The organism is Mesorhizobium sp. M8A.F.Ca.ET.208.01.1.1, assembly GCF_004791315.1.
Taxonomy (GTDB): domain Bacteria; phylum Pseudomonadota; class Alphaproteobacteria; order Rhizobiales; family Rhizobiaceae; genus Mesorhizobium.
On record NZ_SRUT01000003.1, the window covers coordinates 265,722 to 284,116 of the forward strand.

The window sequence follows — 18,395 nt, forward strand, 5'->3', positions numbered from 1 at the left end:
GGAGCCGGGCCGGTCGCATCGCGGCCGGCCTCTCGCCGGACAGAACGCATGGCCAACCTTCACCGCACAAGCAGCCTGAAACGCACGCAGCAGCGCATGGCCGTGCTTTTCATCCTGCCGGCGCTGGCCGTCTATGCGCTCTTCGTCCTCTATCCCCTGGCGATGTCGCTGTGGGGCAGCTTCTTCATCTGGAAGGGGCTGCGCATGGTCGAGTTTGCCGGTTTGTCGAATTTCTCGCGGCTGTTCGTCTTCCCGAGCGGCGAGCGGCTCTACGGCGCGCTCTGGCACAACACCGCCTGGTTCTTCGGCATCATGGTCTTCCAGAACGGCATCGGTCTTTTGTTCGCCTGGCTGCTGTTCCTGCGCGACAGGGGCGCGGCCTTCTTCCAGTCGGTGTTTTTCTTTCCGGCGGTGCTGAGCCCGGTCATCGTCGGTGCGCTGTGGCGGCTGCTCCTGGCGCCCGGCGGCGTCGTCGAATGGGCGCTGAACGGGCTTGGCCTGCATGAGGGCAGCCTCACCGTGCTCGGCAACAGCCACACGGCGCTCGGAATGCTGATCGTCGTCGACGCCTGGAACTGGATGGGCTTGCCGGTGCTGATCTACACGGCCGGCCTGCGGCAGATTTCCGGCCAGATCTTCGAGGCGGCCAAGCTCGACGGCGCCGGCAATGCACGCATGCTGTTTTCGATCGCGCTGCCGCTTTTGATGCCGGCGCTCGGCACGCTGACGACGCTGTCGTTTATCAACACCTTCAACCAGTTCGACATCGTCTATGTCATGCAGGGCGTGCAGGGCAATCCGAGCTACGCGACCGACACGCTGGTGACCTATTTCTACCGGCTGGCCTTTGGCGCCGAGGGCGCTGTCGGCATCACGGATATCGGGCTGGCGCTGGCCTTGGGCACCGTACTGTTCCTGATCCTCAGCATCGGCACGCTTCTGATGCTGCGCTTCTTCGATCGCCGCACGGTGCAGCTATGAGCGCGCTGGCGATCCCGCACAGGACCTTCTCGCCGAGACTGGCGCGGCTGCCCGGCTGGACGGTGCTGGTCTTCTGGACGGCCGCGGTTCTGCTGCCGCTCTACATCCTCGTCGTCTCCTGCTTCAAGACGACCGCCGAGATCTATGACAATCGGCTCGGCCTGCCGCAAAGCTGGGCCTTCGACAATTTCGTCCGGGCGTGGACGCGCGCCGATCTCGGCCACAATTTCATCAACAGCCTGATCGTCACCGGCGGCGCGGTCATTCTCACCATCGTCGTCTCGGCGATGGCCGCCTATCCGCTCAGCCGCTACCGGCTCGGCTGGAACGCCATCATGCTCGGCCTGTTCCTGTCGGGCATCATGCTGCCGATCAGGCTGGCCTCGGTCGAACTGTTCACCTTGATGCGCAATCTCGGCCTGCTCGATTCGCTGACCGGGCTGATCCTCGTCTATTCGGCGATCCGCATCCCCTTCGCCGTCTTCATCTTCGCCAACTTCATGCGCGTGTTGCCCTCCGAACTCGACGAGGCGGCGCGCATGGATGGCGCCGGCGAGGTCCGCATCCTGTTCCAGATTATCCTGCCGATGGTGAAGCCGGCGGTGTCGATCGTCGCCATCTTCACGGCGATCGCCGTGTGGAACGACTTCTTCTTCCCGCTGATCTTCATCTTCGACGACCGCTACAAGACCGTGCCGCTGGCGATCAGCGTCTTCGTCGGCCAGTTCCGCACCGACTGGGGCCGGGTCTTCGCCTCGCTGGCGATCTCCATGGCGCCCATCCTGATCATGTATTGTCTGCTCGCCCGCCAGATTCGCGAAGGCGTCGGCGCCGGGGGAGGCATGAAATGATCGAAGACAGGATCTACGCCGCAAGCTCCATCCTGGTCGTCGGCGCGCACGCCTTCGATGCCGAGGTGATCGCTGGGCCGCTGGCCGCCGCCGCCGTTAAACGCGGCGCTTCGGTGACCTTCCTGCACCTGACCATGGGCGAGCAGGGGCATCCCTGCCTCATCCCCGCGCATTATTGCGTGCAGAAGGAAGAGGAAGCGGGCAGGGCCGCCGAGCGGCTTGGTGTCAAGGTGCGCAGCCTCGGCCTGCGCGACGCCTTCCTGCCGTCGGACGACGAGACGGCGCTCGAGGTATGCGACATCATTCGCGAACTCAAACCCGAGATCGTCATCACTCATTGGCACGGCAGCTGGCACAAGGACCATCGCGCCGCCGCGCATCTGACGCAAACCGGCATCTTCTACGCCGCCCTGCCGACGGTAGCCAGCGACAACCCGGCGCACACGCCGCAACTGCTCCTGTTCGGCGAGAACTGGGAGGATGATGACGGTTTTCGGCCCGAACATCTCGTCGATGTCAGCGACGGCTTCGAGGACTGGAGCGAGGCGGTCCAGGAGTACGAGTTGGCGCGGGGCCTGAGCAGCTTTCCCTATGTCGATTACTACAGCGCGCTCTACCGGTTGCGCGGCTGCCTGCGCGGTACGCGTTACGCACAAGCCTTCGCGGCGGCGTCGCATTCGTGGAATGCCGGCAGCGGCCTGTTCGCGCCGCCGTTCGGCAAGGGGCCCGGCCGATGACGCGGGTTCTGGCCATCGATCTCGGCGGCACCAATCTGCGCGCCGCCGTCTTCACCGGCGATGTCGGCGCGCTGGACATGCCGAGCCGCGAGCCGGCGCCGGCAAGCCTTGATGCGTTCGTCGCCCGCATCCAGGCGCTGCGCGCTGGAGCCGGGGCGGTCGAGGCGCTCGGCATCGCGGTGCCCGGGCTCGTCGAAGGTGTCGTCTGCCGCTGGATCCCGAACCTGCCGTTTCTCGACGGCGTCGACGTCCAGGCCCTGTTTCCAGGCCTGCCCGTGGCGCTCGGCAACGACGCGCAGATCGCGCTGCTGGCGGAAGCCGTCGAGGGTGCGGCAAAAGGCATGTCGGATGCGATCCTGCTCGCCATTGGCACCGGCATCGGCTCGGCGGTGCTGGCCAACGGCCGCATCGTTGCCGGCGCGCATGGCGGCGCCTGCTCGTTCGGCTGGGCTTGCGCCGACATCAAGGATCATGGCGAGGAGCGCAGCGGCTGGCTGGAGCGCGTCGCCTCGGGCCGGGCGCTCGATGCGCTTGCCGGCCAGATCGGCCTCACCGATGGCCGCCAACTGATCGCCGCCGCTCAGGCAGGCGAACTCGCAGCGCAGACCTTGCTGGAAGTGCCGGCGCGGCGGCTCGGCACGGCGCTGGCCGGGGCCGTGGCGCTTCTCGATCCGCAGGCGGTTTTGATTTCGGGGGGACTGGCCGAGGCGCTGGAGGTGATGCGGCCGCCGCTGCTTGCCGCGCTGCGGCGTCAGTTGCCGGCGCATCTGCGTGGCATCGATGTCCGGCCCGGCCGGTTCGGTCCGGGTGCCGGTCTTGTCGGCGCGGCGCTGGCTGGTCGCGCCGGGAAAGAGTGGAGACAGGTGCGATGAGCGAAGCGAGCTTTCAGCAGCCGGACCGCAGACGCCCGGAGCCGCTCTGGTATCAGGTCGAGGAGGCTATCCGCGCCATCGTCAAGAGCGGCGAATGGGCGACCGGCGACCAGATCCCGGCGGAAGACCGGCTGTGCGCTCTGTTTGGCGTCAGCCGCATCACCTTGCGCCATGCTCTGCGCAATCTGGAGGAAGGCGGGCTGCTGCGGCGCGAGCATGGCCGCGGCACCTTCGTGCGCTCGACCACGCTGGTGGCCGGCACGCGCGAGCTGACCAGCTTCACCCAGGAAATGGGCAATATGGGCGTGGTCGCCGGCTCGCGCCTGCTCGATTGCAGCCTGACGACGGCCAATGCTGCGGCGGCCGGCGCGCTGGAGATCGAGGAAGGCGATCCGGTGGTGCGCATCCGGCGTCTCAGGTTGGGCAACAACGAGCCGATCGGCATCCAGACCGCGCAGCTTTCGGCGGCGCGCGTGCCGGGGTTCCTCGACGCCGGCCTGCTGCAAGGCTCGCTCTACGAAGCGCTCGAGCGTCACTACGGCATCGTGCCGGTGGCCGCGCGGGAAAACTACCGCGTCGGTGCCGTTGGCGCGGCGGACGCCGACCTGCTCGATCTGCCCGCCGGCAGCCCCGCCTTCATCGTCGAACGCATCACCACCGACGAGCGCGGCCCGTTCGAATTCACCGTCTCCATCATGCGCGGCGACCGCTACGAAATCCGCTCGACGCTGCGCGCCGGGCGCGTCCCGTCGAACCCGCGAAGCTGATCCACCCTCCCAAGCAGACACTTAAACAGGAGTACCCACGTGTCCGATCTCTACATCCACCGTCTCGCCGCTCTCATCGACAAGGCAGCGAAAACCAACGAAGAGGCCTTCGGCGAGGCCGCCACCCGCTTCGCCGATTCGCTTGAAGGCGGCGGTCTGGTCCATCTCTACGGTTCGGGCCATTCGGTGCTGCCGGTGCAGGAAGTGTTCCCGCGCTACGGCAGCTATGTCGGCTTCAATCCGCTGACCGACCCGCGCGTGATGTGGCACAACGTGCTCGGCGCCGGCGGCGTGCGCGAGCTTCTGTGGCTGGAGCGGACCGAGAAATACGCCGAGAAGTTCCTCGATCACCAGCCGCTCAACAAGGGCGATTCCATCATCATCTTCGGCCATAGCGGCCGCAATTCGTCGGGCATCGACACCGCGCTCTACGCGAAAAAACGCGGCATCTTCGTCGTCGCGGTGACCAGCAAGAACAATCTCGACAAGCCTGCCACGCATTCCTCCGGCAAGCGGCTGGCGGATGCGGCCGATCTCGTCATCGACACCTGCTCGCCGATCGAGGACGCCATCGTGCCGGTCGAGGGCTGGAGTCGTCCGGTGTCCGGTTCGTCGACGGTGCTCGCCATGATCCTGGCGCATGAGCTGATTGCCCGCACCGCCGAGCAGCTCGCCAAGCGCGGCATCGAACTGCCGGTCTTTGCCTCGCCGACGATCGCGGGCGTCACGCTGCACGACACCGACGTCATCTACGGTGTCTACCGCGAACGCATGCTGGAAGCGCAGAAGAAGCACCTGCCGACTTTCCAGGCAACGATGCGCGGCGAGTGATACTAGGGGCGGGGGAGGCGCTGCCGCGCCTTCCCGGCGCGATCACCGCCCCAAAAGATTGCGCTCGACGGTTTTCAGATGCGCTAGCATGGCCTGGCTGGCGCTCTCCGGATCGCGGCGCAGCAGCGCGTCGAGAACCGTCTGGTGTTCGCTGCAATAGATGCCGCGGCGCTCCTCGGAAAAGGAGCGCTTCTTCATTTCGAACCACGGTGCCTGATTGCGCAGGATGCGCATCAGATTGTGGATCTCCTTGAGGAATTCGTTGCGCGAGCAGGCGAAGATGCGGTGGTGGAACTCCGCGTCCCAGTGTTCGAAGGTCGGCATGTCCTGCGCTTCGCAGGCGATCTTGTGCGCCTCGCGCACCGCGTTGAGTTCCATGGCGCTGGCATTGGTCGCGGCGAACGATGCCGCCGCCGGTTCCAGCAACTGCCGGATCTCCATCATATCGGCAGGGCTGGTGCCTTCCATCCGGCCGACAACCGCCGCCATCGAGGCCGGATTGGTGGCGGTCAGGAAAGTTCCGCGCCCGACATGGCGCACCACCGTGCCGTCCTCCTCGAGGAAGGAAACGGCGCGCCGCACCGTGTTGCGCGCGACGCCGAACTCACTCGCCAGATCGCGCTCCGGCGGCATGCGGCCATTCTCGATCCACTCGCCCGAGGAGATGCGTTTTTTCAGGACGGTGGCGATATCGTTGGCGACGAGCTTTGGCATGTCTGGCAACTTTTATCTGATCCGATACTGAACCACGCATATCAGCTTCTTGCGCCGCCGTCCATTACGCAGCACCGGAGCGAGTCCGCTGAAACTGGCATATCGCGGCCGGATACTTTTGGTGCGATCAGCCGAGATTCCGCTTGCGGCCTAAACCAATCGGCGATAGCGTGTAGCGAAAGAGCAAAAAATTGGCTCAATATTGGTTCAGGGAGGAACTGGATGCGGGTCGCGACTTTTTCGATATCCGGCGAACGTCGCGTCGGTCTTGTCGACCTCGATGCCCAGACTATCGCGCCTTTCGCTTTTTCGGTCGACCAGGCCAGGTCCGGCATCTTGGCGCTGGTCGAGCGCAACGGCGCCGGCATCCCGCGTACCTTGTCGCCGATCCCGCTTGCGCAGGTCGAGATCGAGGCGCCGATCCCCCAGCCGCGCCGCAACATTTTCTGTGTCGGCAAGAACTATCACGAGCACGCGCATGAGTTCGCCCGCTCGGGCTTTGATTCCAGTGCCGGCGCCGGCGCGATCCCGAAGCACCCGATCATCTTTTCCAAAGTGCCGGAATCGGTGGTCGCCAACCATGCCAGCGTGCTGATCGATCCCTCCGTCTCGACGGCTATCGACTACGAGGCGGAACTCGCCGTCATCATCGGCAAAGGTGGACGCGGCATTTCCAGGGAGAACGCGCTCGATCACGTCTGGGGCTACACCATCGTCAATGACGTCACCGCGCGCGACCTGCAGGGCAAGTACAGCCAGTGGCTGATCGGCAAGTCGCAGGACACGTTCTGCCCGATGGGCCCCTGGGCGGTGACCAGGGACGAACTCGACCTGGCGACCGCCGGAATAAGGTGTTTCGTCAACGAGGATCTGCGCCAGGATTCCAGGATATCGCTGCTGATCTTCGATATTCCCACCATCATCGCCACCCTGTCGCAGGGCATCACGCTGAAGTCCGGCGACATCATCGCCACCGGCACGCCGGTCGGCGTCGGCATCGGCTTCGATCCACCGAAATACCTGAAGGCTGGCGACGTTGTGCGCATCGAAATCGACGGCATCGGCACGCTGGAAAACCGCTTCGCGGAGCATGCTCAATGACGACGGTGACGGTTGGCCAGGTCGTTGCCGAAACTGTCGGCGAGGGGGCTGCCGTGGCGATGATCCACGGCCTTGGCGGCACCTCGAACATGTTCCAGCCGCAGATGGCGGCATTGTCCGCCTATCGCGTCATCCGGCTCGATTTGCCGGGCTCCGGCCGTTCGCCGCGTCCGATCGAGCCGCTGACCATCGAAGGCATGAGCGAGGCGGTGATCCGCGCCTTGGCCGGCATGGGGGTCACGTCAGCCCATTTCGTCGGCCATTCGATGGGCACCATCGTCTGTCAGCAGATCGCGGCGGCGCAGCCTTCGCTGGTTAGGTCGCTCGCCCTGTTTGGGGCCTTGGCCGAGCCGACCGAAGCGACACGGCAAGGGCTCGGCAAGCGGGCGCAACTGGCGCGCTCGGGCGGCATGGCCGACATAGCCGACCAGATCGTCGCCAACGCGATCTCGGCACACAGCAGGGAAACCTCGCCGGCGGCAGTCGCCTTCGTGCGGGAATCGATCACGAGGCAGGATCCCGAATCCTATGCCCGCACCTGCGAGGTGCTGGCCAAGGCGACCGCCGTCGATGTGCGCCGGATCTCGGCGCCGACACTGCTGGTCACCGGCGATGCCGACACGGTCAATCCGCCCGGCGTCGCCCAGGCGCTTGCCGATAGAATCAAGGGCGCCGTATTCTCATCGCTGGATCGGTGCGGACATTGGGCAACGGTCGAGAGCCCGCGCGAAAGCACCCAAAAGCTCGCTGATTTTTTGAGACGGGTTGATAGGTGAGGAATTCTGATCGGGCGTAAACTTATGCGCTCGGCAAGTTGGGAGGCTTGTGATGGCAGACGACAGCTGGAACGGCAACGGCTCGGGCAGCACGCTGTTCACCAATGTGCGCGTGCTCGACGCAACTGGTGAATATCCCTACACCGGCGAGGTGCTGGTGCAGGGCAACCGCATCAAGCAGATCACCAAGGGTTCGTCGCGCTTCGGCTCGTCCTCGTCGTCCTCCTACAGCGGTGGTGCAGCGGGGGGAGCAACTATCATCGACGGCATGGGCGCGACGCTTATGCCCGGCATGATCGACGCGCATCTGCACCTGTCCTGGAACAACGCGCCCGGCATCGATCCCATCCAGATGATGGAGGTCGAGGAACACATGCTGGTCACCATGGAGATGGCCAAGCTGGTGCTCGACGCCGGCTTCACCGCCGGCCGGGGCGCTGCCGCTGCCAAGCCGCGCCTCGATGTCGTGGCCAAGAAATTCATCAACCAGGGCCGTTTCCCCGGACCACGCTATCTCGCGGCGGGTCCCGAGATCACCACGGTCGGCGGTCTCGGCGATTCAGCGCCCTCGCACATTCCGCATGAGGGGCTGAACCTCGGCCTGGTCGTCTCCGGCCCCGAGGAAATCCGCCGCACCGTCCGCCAGCTGATCAAATACGGCGTCGATTCCATCAAGCTCAATTTGTCCGGCGAGAGCATCACCGGCATGGGCGCCGAGGAAACGCCGATGTCGGAGGAGGAGGTTGCTATGGCCGCCTCCGAGGCGCGCTGCCGCAACAAGGTCCTGTCGGCACATGCGCGCTCGTCCGGCTCGGTCAAGCAATGCGTGCGCCACGGCATCCAGAACATCTATCACGCCTCCTTCGCCGACGAGGAGGCGCTCGACATGCTCGAGGCGGTCAAGGACAAGCACTTCGTCGCGCCCGGCATTGCCTGGCTGATCAACACCGCTCGCCATGCCGAGCAATGGGGCATCAAGCCCGGCTCGCCGCTCTCGCTCGAATATGAGCGCGAACTCGAAATGTGCATCGACACGATGAAGAAGATGCATCGGCGCGGCATTCGTGTGTGCATCGGCGGCGACTACGGCTTTGCCTGGACGCCGCAAGGCACCAACGCCAAGGACATTCAGACCTTCGTCGAGATGCTCGGCTTCTCGCCGATGGAAGCGATCCAGGCCGGCACCAAATATGGCGGCCAGATCATGAACATGGGCGACGAGCTCGGTCTGATCAAGGAAGGCTACCTCGCCGATATCCTGCTCATCGACGGCGATCCGATCTCGGATGTGCGCATCCTGCAGGACAAGAACCGCATCCTCGCCATCATGAAGGACGGCAAGTTCCACAAGGCGCCGCGCATGAACGAGCAGCGCCGGCGGCTGACGGCATGAGCCTGCTCGACCAGCCATCCTCGTCGTCCGGGCTGTCCTCGCGCGATGGCATGACGCGCGGGCAAGCGTGGGGCCTTGTTGGCCTGCTCGCCGCCGCTGTCATCGCATGGCTGGTCTTTGCCGTCTGGCCCGATTGGCTGAACGCCATCCTGATCTCGAAGAAGGCTTTCGTCAGCGCCATCCTCAACGGCATTACGCTGGCCGGCCTCTATTTCCTCGTCGCCTCGGGCTTCACTCTGATCTTCGGCCTGATGCGCAACGTCAATCTCGCACATGGCTCGCTCTATCTGCTCGGCGCCTATATCGGCTACGAGGTCACCAACCGCACCGGCTACTGGCTGCTCGGCGTCGCCGCCGGCTTCGCGGTGCTGGCCATCGTCGGCGTCGTCATGCAGGTCTTCGTCTTCCGTCGCCTCGAAGGCGACGACCTGCGGCAGACCCTGGTGTCGATCGGCATTTCGATCGTCGCCGCCGACCTGATGCTGGCGGTGTGGGCCGGCGGCACTTACCAGATCACGACGCCGGAATGGCTCGACGGCGCCTTGACCTTGCCTGTCATCACGGCGGTGCGTTCCAACGGCGCCTCGGTCTTCCTCACCTATCCGCTCTACCGCGTCGTCGTGCTGGCGGCGGCGATCGTCATCGGCGTCGGCCTCTGGCTGATGCTGCACAAGACCCGCGTCGGCATGATGATCCGCGCCGGCGTCGACGACCGCGCCATGCTGCAGGCCTCCGGCGTCAACGTGCACGCGGTGTTCGCCATCGTCTTCGCGGTTGGCGCAGGTCTTGCCGGTTTTGCCGGCGTCGTCGGAGGGTCGGCACTGTCGGTCGCGCCCGGCGAGGACGTTCGCTACCTCCTGGCATCGCTGGTCGTGGTCATCGTGGGCGGCATGGGCTCGATCACTGGCGCGGCCATCGGCGCGCTGCTGATCGGGCTGGCCGAACAGATCGGCCTCGTTTATTTCCCGACCTATGGCATCGTGCTCACCTTCGTCATCATGGTGGTGACGCTGGCGGTCAGGCCGCAAGGCATCATGGGGAAGGCAAGATGAGCCTCGCCATCGCCACCGACAGCACCACCACACAGCGGGACTGGCTGGAGAAGCTTGGCGCCGGCAACATCATCCTTGCCGTCGCACTGGTACTTTATCCATTGGTCGCGTCCGATTTCTTTCTGACGCAGATCGGCGGCTATTCGCTGATCTTCGGCATGCTCGGCCTGTCGCTGATGCTGCTCGCCGGCTATGGCGGCATGGTCAGCCTGGCGCAGATCACCGTTGCCGGCATATCGGCCTATGCCATCGCCATCCTCGGCAACAACAATTCCAATATCCTCGGTTTCGGCTGGCCGTGGTGGTTGGCGGTGCCATTCGCCGTGCTCGCGGCGGCGCTGGCATCGGCGCTGATCGGCTGGATCTCGGTGCGCACCGAGGGCATCTACACGATCATGATCACGCTGGCGATCGCCACCGCGACCTACTATTTCGCCCAGCAGAACTACGCCATCTTCAACGGCCATTCCGGCTATGCCGGCATCCGCGCGCCGGCCTTCTGGGGCATCGGCTGGCGCGACGCCAGGCCCTTCTATTACCTTTGCCTCGGCCTGGCGGCGCTGTGCTACGCGGCGGTGCTCTACGGATCACGCTCGACCTTCGGCATGACCTTGCAGGCGATCCGCGACAATCCGCGCCGCATGCGCGCGCTTGGCTACCATGTCACCGCGCACAAGGTCTTCGCCTGGCTGCTTTCCGGCGTCATTGCCGGTCTGGCGGGCGTGCTGCTGGTCTGGTTCAACGGCCGCGTCTCGCCCGGCACTATCGGCGTTGATGCCGCGATCGATGTGCTGATCATCGCCGTCATCGGCGGCCTGCGCCATCCGATCGGGCCGTTCCTCGGCGCGCTCGTCGTCGTCCTGATGCAGACCTTCGCCATCGACATCGTCGGCGCTGAGCGGTTCAACACGCTGATCGGCCTTGTGTTCCTGGTGATCGTCTTCGTCTCACCGGACGGAATTCTTGGGTTGTGGGGGAGGATCAAGCCACATCTTGCCCAGGAGTCCTTGCGTTCCGGCGCCTAGCGACCGGGATGGAATGAACCACTGCAAAACGAAATCAACGGGAGGAAAAAACATGAGGATGCATAGACGTACCTTACTGGCGCTCGCGGTGTTCACCGGGCTGACCGCGCCGTCGATGGCGCTGGCCGCCGACGACACCGTCAAGATCGGCCTGCTCGCCACCTTCGAGGGACCGTTCACGGTGCTTGGCGAGGACGGCGAACGCGGCGCCATGACCGCGGTCGAAGAGATGAAGGGCATGGTCGCCGGCAAGAAGATCGAGATCGTCAAGGGCTCGTCCGACGCCTCGCCCGACAGCGCGGTGCGCGCGGCGCGCAAGCTGGTTGAGCAGGACGGCGTCAAGGTGCTGGTCGGCCCGCTTTCGGGCGACGAAGGCATCGCCGTCAAGGACTACGCCAAGACGCAGCCGAACGTGACCTTCATAAACGGTACGTCGGCCGCGCAGGACACCACTTTGCGCAATCCGGCGGAAAACTTCTTCCGTTTCTCCACCGACGGCGCGCAGTGGATGGCCGGCCTTGGCACCTATGCCTTCAAGGACAAGGGCTACAAGAAGGTCGCCACCGTCGCCGAGGACTATTCCTTCCCCTACACGCAGGTGTTCGGCTTCATGGCCGAGTTCTGCAAGGCCGGCGGCCATGTGCCGTCGAAGTCGTGGGTGCCGATCGGCAACAAGGATTTTTCGTCGGTCATCGCAGCCATTCCCGAGGACGTCGATGCGATCTATGTCGCGCTCGGCGGCGCCGACGCCGTCAACTTCCTGACCCAGTACCAGCAGGGCGGCGGCACCGCGCCGCTGATCGGCGGTTCGATCACCGTCGACCAGACGGTGCTGACTTCGAAGGGCAAGCTGAAGGACGTGCTCAAGGGCACGCCATCGGCCGGACCGACCGCCGACACCAATGACGCGCCGGCGTGGAAGGCGTTCGTCGAGGCCTACAAGAAGCAGCCTGGCGCCTTTCCGTCGCCCTCGCTCTTCGCCCATGGCTACTATGTCGACATGAAGGCGACATTGCTCGGCCTCGACCAGGTCGGCGGCGATGTCTCCGACGGCGGCAAGAAGCTGCGCGACGCGCTGTCGAAGCTCTCCTTCGACACGCCGACCGGCAAGGTGTCGCTCGACAAGAACCGCAACGCCATCGCCGACATCTTCCTGACCGAGGTCACCGAAGGTGCCGACGGCAATCTCCTCAACAAGCTGGTCAAGGTCGTGCCGCAGGTCAACCAGACGCTCGGCATTCCCGAAGACGAGTTCATGAAGCTCGGCGCGGTCAACCGCGACAATCCGAGCTGCCCGTAACAGCCAATATCGAATGCAGCCGCCAGTGACCGAAAGCCTCGCAGCAAACCGCCTCCAGAGCACCGGTGCCTATGCGCTGGAGCTCGATGGCGTGGCGCGGCATTTCGGGGCGCTGGTGGCGCTCTCGGGCATCACCATGAGGATCGCGGCCGGAGAACGGCGCGCGGTCCTCGGCTCCAACGGCGCCGGCAAGACCACGCTGTTCAACGCCGTGACCGGCGACTTCATGCCGACGTCAGGGCGCATACGCTTCTTCGGCGAGGACATCACCGACCTGCCGCCGCATGAGCGCATCCGGCGCGGCCTGCGGCGCACCTATCAGATATCGCAATTGTTCAAGGGCCTGTCGGTTCTCGATTCCATCTTCCTTGCCTGTCGCGGCGTCTCGAGGCGGCGCTTCTCGCTGCTGCGGCCGGCCGCGTCGGACGTCAACATGGTGCAGGCGGAATCGATCCTCAACGCCGTGCATCTGGAAACCTATCGCGACACGCTGGTGGCGACGCTGAGCCATGGCCAGCAGCGCCAGCTGGAGATCGCCCTGGCGCTGGCTGGTGCGCCGCGCTTCATCCTCTTCGACGAGCCGGCGGCTGGCCTGTCGCCTACCGAGCGCCGCGACCTCGTCGCCATCCTCAACGCACTGCCCAGGCATATCGGCTACATCATCATCGAGCACGATCTCGACGTCGCGCTGCGCGTCTCGGAATATGTCTCGATGATGCACAATGGCCGCCTGTTCAAGGAAGGCACGCCGCAGGAGATCGAAGCCGACCCGGAAGTCCAGGAGATCTATCTCGGGGGCAAGCATGGCTGAGCGTGCCGGGAAGACCGCCAAGGCAATGCTGCGCATAGAAGACCTCCAGGTCTTTTATGGCGAAAGCCATGCCTTGCAGGGCGTTTCGCTGACGCTGGAAAGCGGCGTGCTGTCGGTGGTCGGCCGCAACGGCATGGGCAAGTCGACGCTCTGCAACACCATTGTCGGCCTGAAGCGCGCGAAGTCCGGCTCGATCCGCCTCGACGGCCGCGAAATCACCTCGCTTGAGCCGCACGAGATTCACCGTCTCGGCGTCGGCTATGTGCCGCAAGGCCGCCGCGTCTGGCCGAGCCTGACGGTCGACGAGCATCTGCGCCTCGCGGCCGGCAACAGGCGCGACGCCTCCTGGACGGTCGAACGGGTCTACCAGACCTTTCCGCGTCTGGCCGAACGCCGGACAAATGGCGGCTCGCAGCTTTCGGGCGGCGAGCAGCAGATGCTGGCGATTTCGCGTGCGCTGCTCAGCGATCCCAAGCTGTTGGTGATGGACGAGCCGACCGAAGGGCTGGCGCCGGTCATCGTTGACCAGGTCGAAAAAATGCTGGTCGATCTCGCCGCCGAGGGCGAGATGGCGGTGCTGGTCATCGAGCAGAACATCGGCGTGGCGACCTCGGTGTCGAACCAGGTCGCCATCATGGTCAACGGCCGCATCAACCGGCTGATGGACGCCAAGGCGCTGGCCGCCGACCGCGAACTGCAGCAGCGGCTGCTTGGCGTCGGCCGCCACGCCGAGGAAGCGCCCGTCACGCTGGCCGAAGCCGCGCAGGCCAGGGAGCAACTGGCGGAAGTCTATCGCGTCGACCGTACCGGCACCGCATCGGGCGAGCCGATGCCTCAAGACGGCGTCTACCGACCGGTCGTCGAACTGCCCAACCGCTGGAACGTCCCGGTCACCGAATTGCGCCAGGCGGCGGTCGACAAAACCGCCCCGCAGGACGATCCGAAAAAAATCTTCGCCATCCCCTTTGCCGAGCGCATCGGCAGGACCGTGCTGGTTGTCGGCACCTTCGATACCAAGGGCAAGGAATTGCGCTTCATGGCCGACCGGCTGAAGGCGCTGGGCCTGCCAGTCCGCACCGTCGACTTGTCGACATCGGGAAAGCCGACCAGCGCCGACGTTCCGGCCATGCAGGTCGCCGGCATGCATGCGCGCGGATCCTCGGCCGTCTTCACCAATGACCGCGGCGGTTCGGTAAGCGCCATGGCTGAAGCCTTCGCGCGCTGGATCGAGCGCGAGCCGCGCATCGGCGGCGTGATTTCCGCCGGCGGCTCCGGCGGCACCACGCTGGCCACCGCAGGCATGCGCGTGCTGCCTGTCGGCATTCCCAAGCTGATGGTGTCGACGGTGGCGGCCGGCGATGTCGCCCAATATGTCGGCGGCGCCGACATCATGATGTTCCATTCCGTGGCCGATGTGCAAGGGCTGAACTCGATTACCGAACAGGTGCTCTCCAATGCCGCGCACGCCATGGCCGGCATGGTCGCGCAATTGCCCAATGCCGAGGCCTGGGAAGCCAAGCGCAAGCTGGCGCGGCCGGCCGTCGGCATCACCATGTTCGGCGTCACCACGCCTGCCGTGCAGGCGGTGACCAGACGTATCGAAGCCGACTATGACTGCCTCGTCTTCCACGCCACCGGCATTGGCGGGCGGGCGATGGAAAACCTCGGCGATTCCCGGCTGCTGTCGGCATTCTTGGATCTCACCACGACGGAAGTGGCCGACATGATTGTCGGCGGCGTCTTTCCGGCGACGCAGGATCGTTTTGGCGCGGCGATCCGCACCGGACTGCCCTATGTCGGCTCGACCGGCGCGCTCGACATGGTCAATTTCGGCCCGCGCGACAGCGTGCCGGAGAAATTCCGCAGCCGCAAATTCGTCATCCACAATCCTAACGTCACACTGATGCGCACGACGCGCGACGAGAACCGCGCCTTCGGCGAATGGATCGGCGCGCGGCTCAACGCCATGAACGGCCCGGTGCGGTTCTTGCTGCCCGAGGGCGGCGTTTCCATGCTCGATGCGCCCGGCCAGCCCTTTCATGATCCCGAGGCTGACAACGCTTTGTTCGAAGCGATCGAGAGGACCGTTCGCAAGACACCGCAGCGTAACGTCGAGCGGGTGCGGGCCAACATCAATGACCCTGCCTTTGTCGACGCGGTGATTTCCGCGTTCCACGCCATCACGCCGAAGCTGCAGAGGCGGGCATGAAGAATTGGACTTCGCCACCATACGGGTGGATGTTTGAAAATACCGCCGGTCGCCTCGCGCCGACCGCATTGTCTTGGGGAGGATAGATCATGGACGCGCAGGCCTTTGGCGCTTTCCTGTTGTTGCTGATCATTGCGGCGATCGTCGTCGTGATCGCCGTCTACATCTTGCGCTGGCTCTATCGCCGCTCGACGAAGGAGACGGCGTTCGTGCGCACCGGCTTCATGGGCGAGAAGGTGGTCGTGAATGGCGGCGCTTTCGTCATTCCGGTGCTGCATGAGATCACCCCGGTCAACATGAACGTGCTGCGCATCGAGGTGCGCCGCGAGGACGCGCTGGCGCTGATCACCCGCAACCGCATGCGCGTCGACCTGATCGCTGAGTTCTTCGTCCGCGTCGGCGCGCACCGCGAACTGGTGGCCGCCGCCGCGCAGACGCTCGGCCGCCGCACGCTGCAGCCCGACAGCCTGCGCGAATTGCTGGAAGGCAAATTCGCCGGCGCGCTGCGCACCGTCGCCGCCCAGATGACGCTGGAAGAAATGCATGAACTGCGCGGCGACTACGCCGCCAAGGTGCGCCGGTTGGCGGAGGAGTCGCTCGCCGCCAACGGGCTCGAGCTCGAAAGCGTCGCCATCGTCGATCTCGACCAGACCAGTCTTGAATATTTCGACCCGTCCAACGCCTTCGACGCCGAGGGCCTGACGCAACTGACCGAATCGATCGAGACCCGGCGCCGCATGCGCAACGAGATCGAGCAACGCACGCTGGTCGATATCCGCAACCAGAACCTCGACACCCAGCGCAAGGTGCTGGAGATCGACCGCGACACCGAATATGCGCGCCTCGAACAGGAGCGCGAGGTCGAGATCCGCCGCGCCGCGCAGCGTTCCGAACTCGCCATAGAGCGCGCATTGCGCGACCAGGAGTCCGAACAGGCGCAGCTTTCCTCGCGCGAGGCGGTCGAGAAATCGCGCCTCAACCAGGAGCGCAACATCACGCAGGAGCGCATCAACAGCGAGGAAGAGACGCAGCGCCGTGAGATCGCCCGCCGCCGCTCGCTCGACGAGACCGAGATGAAGATGCGCGAACTGACCGAGCGCGAGCAGATCGCACTCGAACTGTCGCTGGAGAAAGCCCGCATCGAACGCGAAGGCGCGCAGCGTGAACTCGAAATCCAGCGCAAGAAATTGCTCGAAGTGGCCGAACTGGAGCGGCAGATCGCACTCGCCGAAAAGGCGCTCGAGGTGACGAAGGCGGAAGCTGAGAAGCGCCGCGCCGAAATTTCCGAGAACCAGGCGACCGAGACCGCGCGCATCGCGCAAGAGCGTGCGGTCGATGAGGTGCGGATCGCCAGGGAGCGGCATCTCGAAGCGCTTCAGATCGCCAAGCGGCAGGCCTTCGAGGAGGCCGAGATTTCGGCCGGCGAGGAGGTCGAACGGGCCCGCATCACCACCGAGCGCGGCATCGAGGAAGCGCGGCTGATCAAGGAACGCGACATCCGCCAGCTTGGCGTCGACCGCGACCAGAAGATCGAAATCGCCGAAATCCAGAAGGCGATCGACATCGCCAAGAAGACGCAGGAGCGTTCTTCCGCAATCGCGGCGTCCGAAGCCGTGCGCGCCAAGGCCATCCAGGCCGAGGAACAGGCCTTCACTGCCCGCGAACGCGAAATCGCCGAGCGCCGCAAGCTGACCGACCTGATCGGCGCGCAGCGCGAGGCCGAGCGCGAGGCGCTGCGCGTCACATCCGCTGCCGACGCCGAGATGAAGGCGGCCAAGAGTCTGGCGGAAGCGCAGAAGATCGCGGCGCTGGCATCGGCCGAAGCGGAGAAGATCCATGCCCTTGCCGCGGCACAGCGTTACGAAGTCGACGCCGCCGGCAACCGCCAGCTCAATGAGGCCGAGAACCTGTTGTCCAGCGAGGCACGCGCCGGCCGCCTGCGCGGCAAGCTGCTCGACCACATGGAAGGCATCATCCGCGAAAGCGTCAAGCCGATGGAGAAGATCGAGGGCATCAAGATCCTGCATGTCGATGGCATCAATGGCGGGCAGGGCGGTAACCGCAACGTCACCGACGAGGTCATCGACTCCGCGCTGCGTTATCGGGTGCAGGCGCCGATGATCGACAATCTGATGAAGGAAATCGGCATCGAGGGCGGCTCGCTCGGCCGCATGACCGACGTGCTGCGCGACGCCAAGGACATTTCCAGCCTGACCCGCGACAAGAAGGGCAAGGGCAAGGCCGCCAAGGACGACGATGACGACCGCGATCATTGACGGGAACGTCTGCGCTGCCCCTCACCTGCCTGCCGGCATCCTCTCCCCGTATAGTGACGGGGAGAGGGGCGCCGTCATCGACGGTTGCGCCAGCAGCCAGCGTTGCAAGGTGGGCGCCGAGGTTGCGGCCAGCCCCTTTCTCCCCGTCACTATACTGAGAGAAATGTCCGGCAGGACAATGAGGGGCGGCGCTGACGTCAACTGGGGAGGTACACTCAAGCGCGGCCTCCGTCATCCCATCCTCGGCTCGCAAGCATGACCAAAGTCTATGTCTCCTCGGTCATTCCCGCACCGGCGGCGGAGGTGTGGAAGCTCGTTCGCAACTTCAACGCATTGCCAAACTGGGCGCCGTTCGTCGCCGAAAGCCGCATCGAACAGAATGCGCAGGCCGACCAGATTGGCTGCATCAGGAATTTCACGCTCAAGGACGGCGGTCGCATCCGTGAAAGGCTGCTGGCGCTGTCGGATTACGACCTGTCCTGCAGCTATGCGATTCTGGAAAGCCCGATGGCGGTGGAGAACTATGTCGCCACGCTATCGCTGACGCCGATCACCGACGGCAATCTGACGCTCGCCGAATGGCAGGCGGAGTTCGACTGCGCCGCCGATCGCGAGGCGGCACTCATGCAACAGATCGGCAATGGCGTGTTCCAGATCGCGTTGACCGCGTTAAAGCACCGGTTCGGGCGCTGACGCCGG

The 18,395-nt window shown here is 65.0% G+C and carries 17 protein-coding genes; 16 read left to right on the forward strand and 1 reads right to left on the reverse strand.

Going from position 1 to position 18,395, the window contains the following annotated elements; translation table 11 throughout:
* The first annotated feature begins 48 nt into the window (after nt 1-48).
* From EN851_RS18025 to EN851_RS18050, 6 genes are read left to right on the forward strand one after another with little or no spacing between them, the layout of a single operon-like run.
* On the forward strand, nt 49-981 hold the full coding sequence (locus EN851_RS18025; protein WP_127870575.1) for a sugar ABC transporter permease: 933 nt from the start codon (nt 49-51) through the stop codon (nt 979-981).
* On the forward strand, nt 978-1,832 hold the full coding sequence (locus EN851_RS18030; protein ID WP_135929732.1) for a carbohydrate ABC transporter permease: 855 nt from the start codon (nt 978-980) through the stop codon (nt 1,830-1,832). Before EN851_RS18025 ends, EN851_RS18030 begins: the two co-directional genes overlap by 4 nt.
* On the forward strand, nt 1,829-2,569 hold the full coding sequence (locus EN851_RS18035; RefSeq protein ID WP_135929733.1) for a PIG-L family deacetylase: 741 nt from the start codon (nt 1,829-1,831) through the stop codon (nt 2,567-2,569). Before EN851_RS18030 ends, EN851_RS18035 begins: the two co-directional genes overlap by 4 nt.
* On the forward strand, nt 2,566-3,441 hold the full coding sequence (locus tag EN851_RS18040; RefSeq protein ID WP_135916177.1) for an ROK family protein: 876 nt from the start codon (nt 2,566-2,568) through the stop codon (nt 3,439-3,441). Before EN851_RS18035 ends, EN851_RS18040 begins: the two co-directional genes overlap by 4 nt.
* Entirely contained in the window at nt 3,438-4,208 is a 771-nt protein-coding gene (locus EN851_RS18045) for a GntR family transcriptional regulator (RefSeq protein WP_135881657.1), read from the forward strand. The genes EN851_RS18040 and EN851_RS18045 overlap by 4 nt, the downstream gene beginning before the upstream one ends.
* Before the next feature lie 39 nt (nt 4,209-4,247).
* Entirely contained in the window at nt 4,248-5,039 is a 792-nt protein-coding gene (locus tag EN851_RS18050) for an SIS domain-containing protein (protein WP_135929734.1), read from the forward strand.
* Between the two features lie 42 nt (nt 5,040-5,081).
* On the opposite strand, the gene EN851_RS18055 is transcribed toward EN851_RS18050, so the two are convergent.
* The gene (locus EN851_RS18055; RefSeq protein ID WP_127277803.1) at nt 5,082-5,753 is read right to left on the reverse strand and encodes an FCD domain-containing protein; all 672 of its coding nucleotides are present in this window, start codon (nt 5,751-5,753) and stop codon (nt 5,082-5,084) included.
* Between the two features lie 222 nt (nt 5,754-5,975).
* Between EN851_RS18055 and EN851_RS18060 the strand changes: the two genes are divergently transcribed.
* The 10 genes from EN851_RS18060 to EN851_RS18110 all read left to right on the forward strand — a co-directional run bounded on the left by EN851_RS18060 (nt 5,976) and on the right by EN851_RS18110 (nt 18,389).
* Nucleotides 5,976-6,854, forward strand: coding sequence for a fumarylacetoacetate hydrolase family protein (locus EN851_RS18060; RefSeq protein WP_135921323.1), 879 nt, complete (start codon nt 5,976-5,978; stop codon nt 6,852-6,854).
* Nucleotides 6,851-7,630: an alpha/beta fold hydrolase gene (locus EN851_RS18065; RefSeq protein ID WP_127870581.1), complete on the forward strand. Its 780-nt coding sequence runs from the start codon at nt 6,851-6,853 to the stop codon at nt 7,628-7,630. The genes EN851_RS18060 and EN851_RS18065 overlap by 4 nt, the downstream gene beginning before the upstream one ends.
* A 52-nt stretch (nt 7,631-7,682) precedes the next feature.
* On the forward strand, nt 7,683-9,023 hold the full coding sequence (locus tag EN851_RS18070; protein WP_135881653.1) for an amidohydrolase family protein: 1,341 nt from the start codon (nt 7,683-7,685) through the stop codon (nt 9,021-9,023).
* A 50-nt stretch (nt 9,024-9,073) separates the two neighbouring features.
* Nucleotides 9,074-10,075 carry a branched-chain amino acid ABC transporter permease gene (locus tag EN851_RS18075; RefSeq protein WP_167531366.1) on the forward strand — a complete coding sequence of 334 codons (1,002 nt, stop codon included), beginning with the start codon at nt 9,074-9,076 and terminating at the stop codon, nt 10,073-10,075.
* Nucleotides 10,072-11,100, forward strand: a complete 1,029-nt coding sequence (locus EN851_RS18080) for a branched-chain amino acid ABC transporter permease (RefSeq protein WP_127870583.1) — start codon at nt 10,072-10,074, stop codon at nt 11,098-11,100. Before EN851_RS18075 ends, EN851_RS18080 begins: the two co-directional genes overlap by 4 nt.
* Nucleotides 11,101-11,158: 58 nt before the next feature.
* Nucleotides 11,159-12,400, forward strand: coding sequence for an ABC transporter substrate-binding protein (locus EN851_RS18085; protein ID WP_245511736.1), 1,242 nt, complete (start codon nt 11,159-11,161; stop codon nt 12,398-12,400).
* A 13-nt stretch (nt 12,401-12,413) separates the two neighbouring features.
* Complete coding sequence (locus EN851_RS18090; RefSeq protein ID WP_127870585.1) at nt 12,414-13,211, forward strand: ABC transporter ATP-binding protein; 798 nt, start codon at nt 12,414-12,416, stop codon at nt 13,209-13,211.
* Nucleotides 13,204-15,420: an ABC transporter permease gene (locus tag EN851_RS18095; protein ID WP_135929736.1), complete on the forward strand. Its 2,217-nt coding sequence runs from the start codon at nt 13,204-13,206 to the stop codon at nt 15,418-15,420. Before EN851_RS18090 ends, EN851_RS18095 begins: the two co-directional genes overlap by 8 nt.
* Nucleotides 15,421-15,509: 89 nt before the next feature.
* Nucleotides 15,510-17,696 carry a flotillin family protein gene (locus EN851_RS18100; RefSeq protein WP_135929737.1) on the forward strand — a complete coding sequence of 729 codons (2,187 nt, stop codon included), beginning with the start codon at nt 15,510-15,512 and terminating at the stop codon, nt 17,694-17,696.
* 255 nt (nt 17,697-17,951) lie between these two features.
* A complete protein-coding gene (locus tag EN851_RS18110) occupies nt 17,952-18,389 on the forward strand; it encodes an SRPBCC family protein (protein ID WP_135929738.1) in 438 nt (145 codons plus the stop codon).
* The last annotated feature ends 6 nt before the right edge of the window (nt 18,390-18,395 follow it).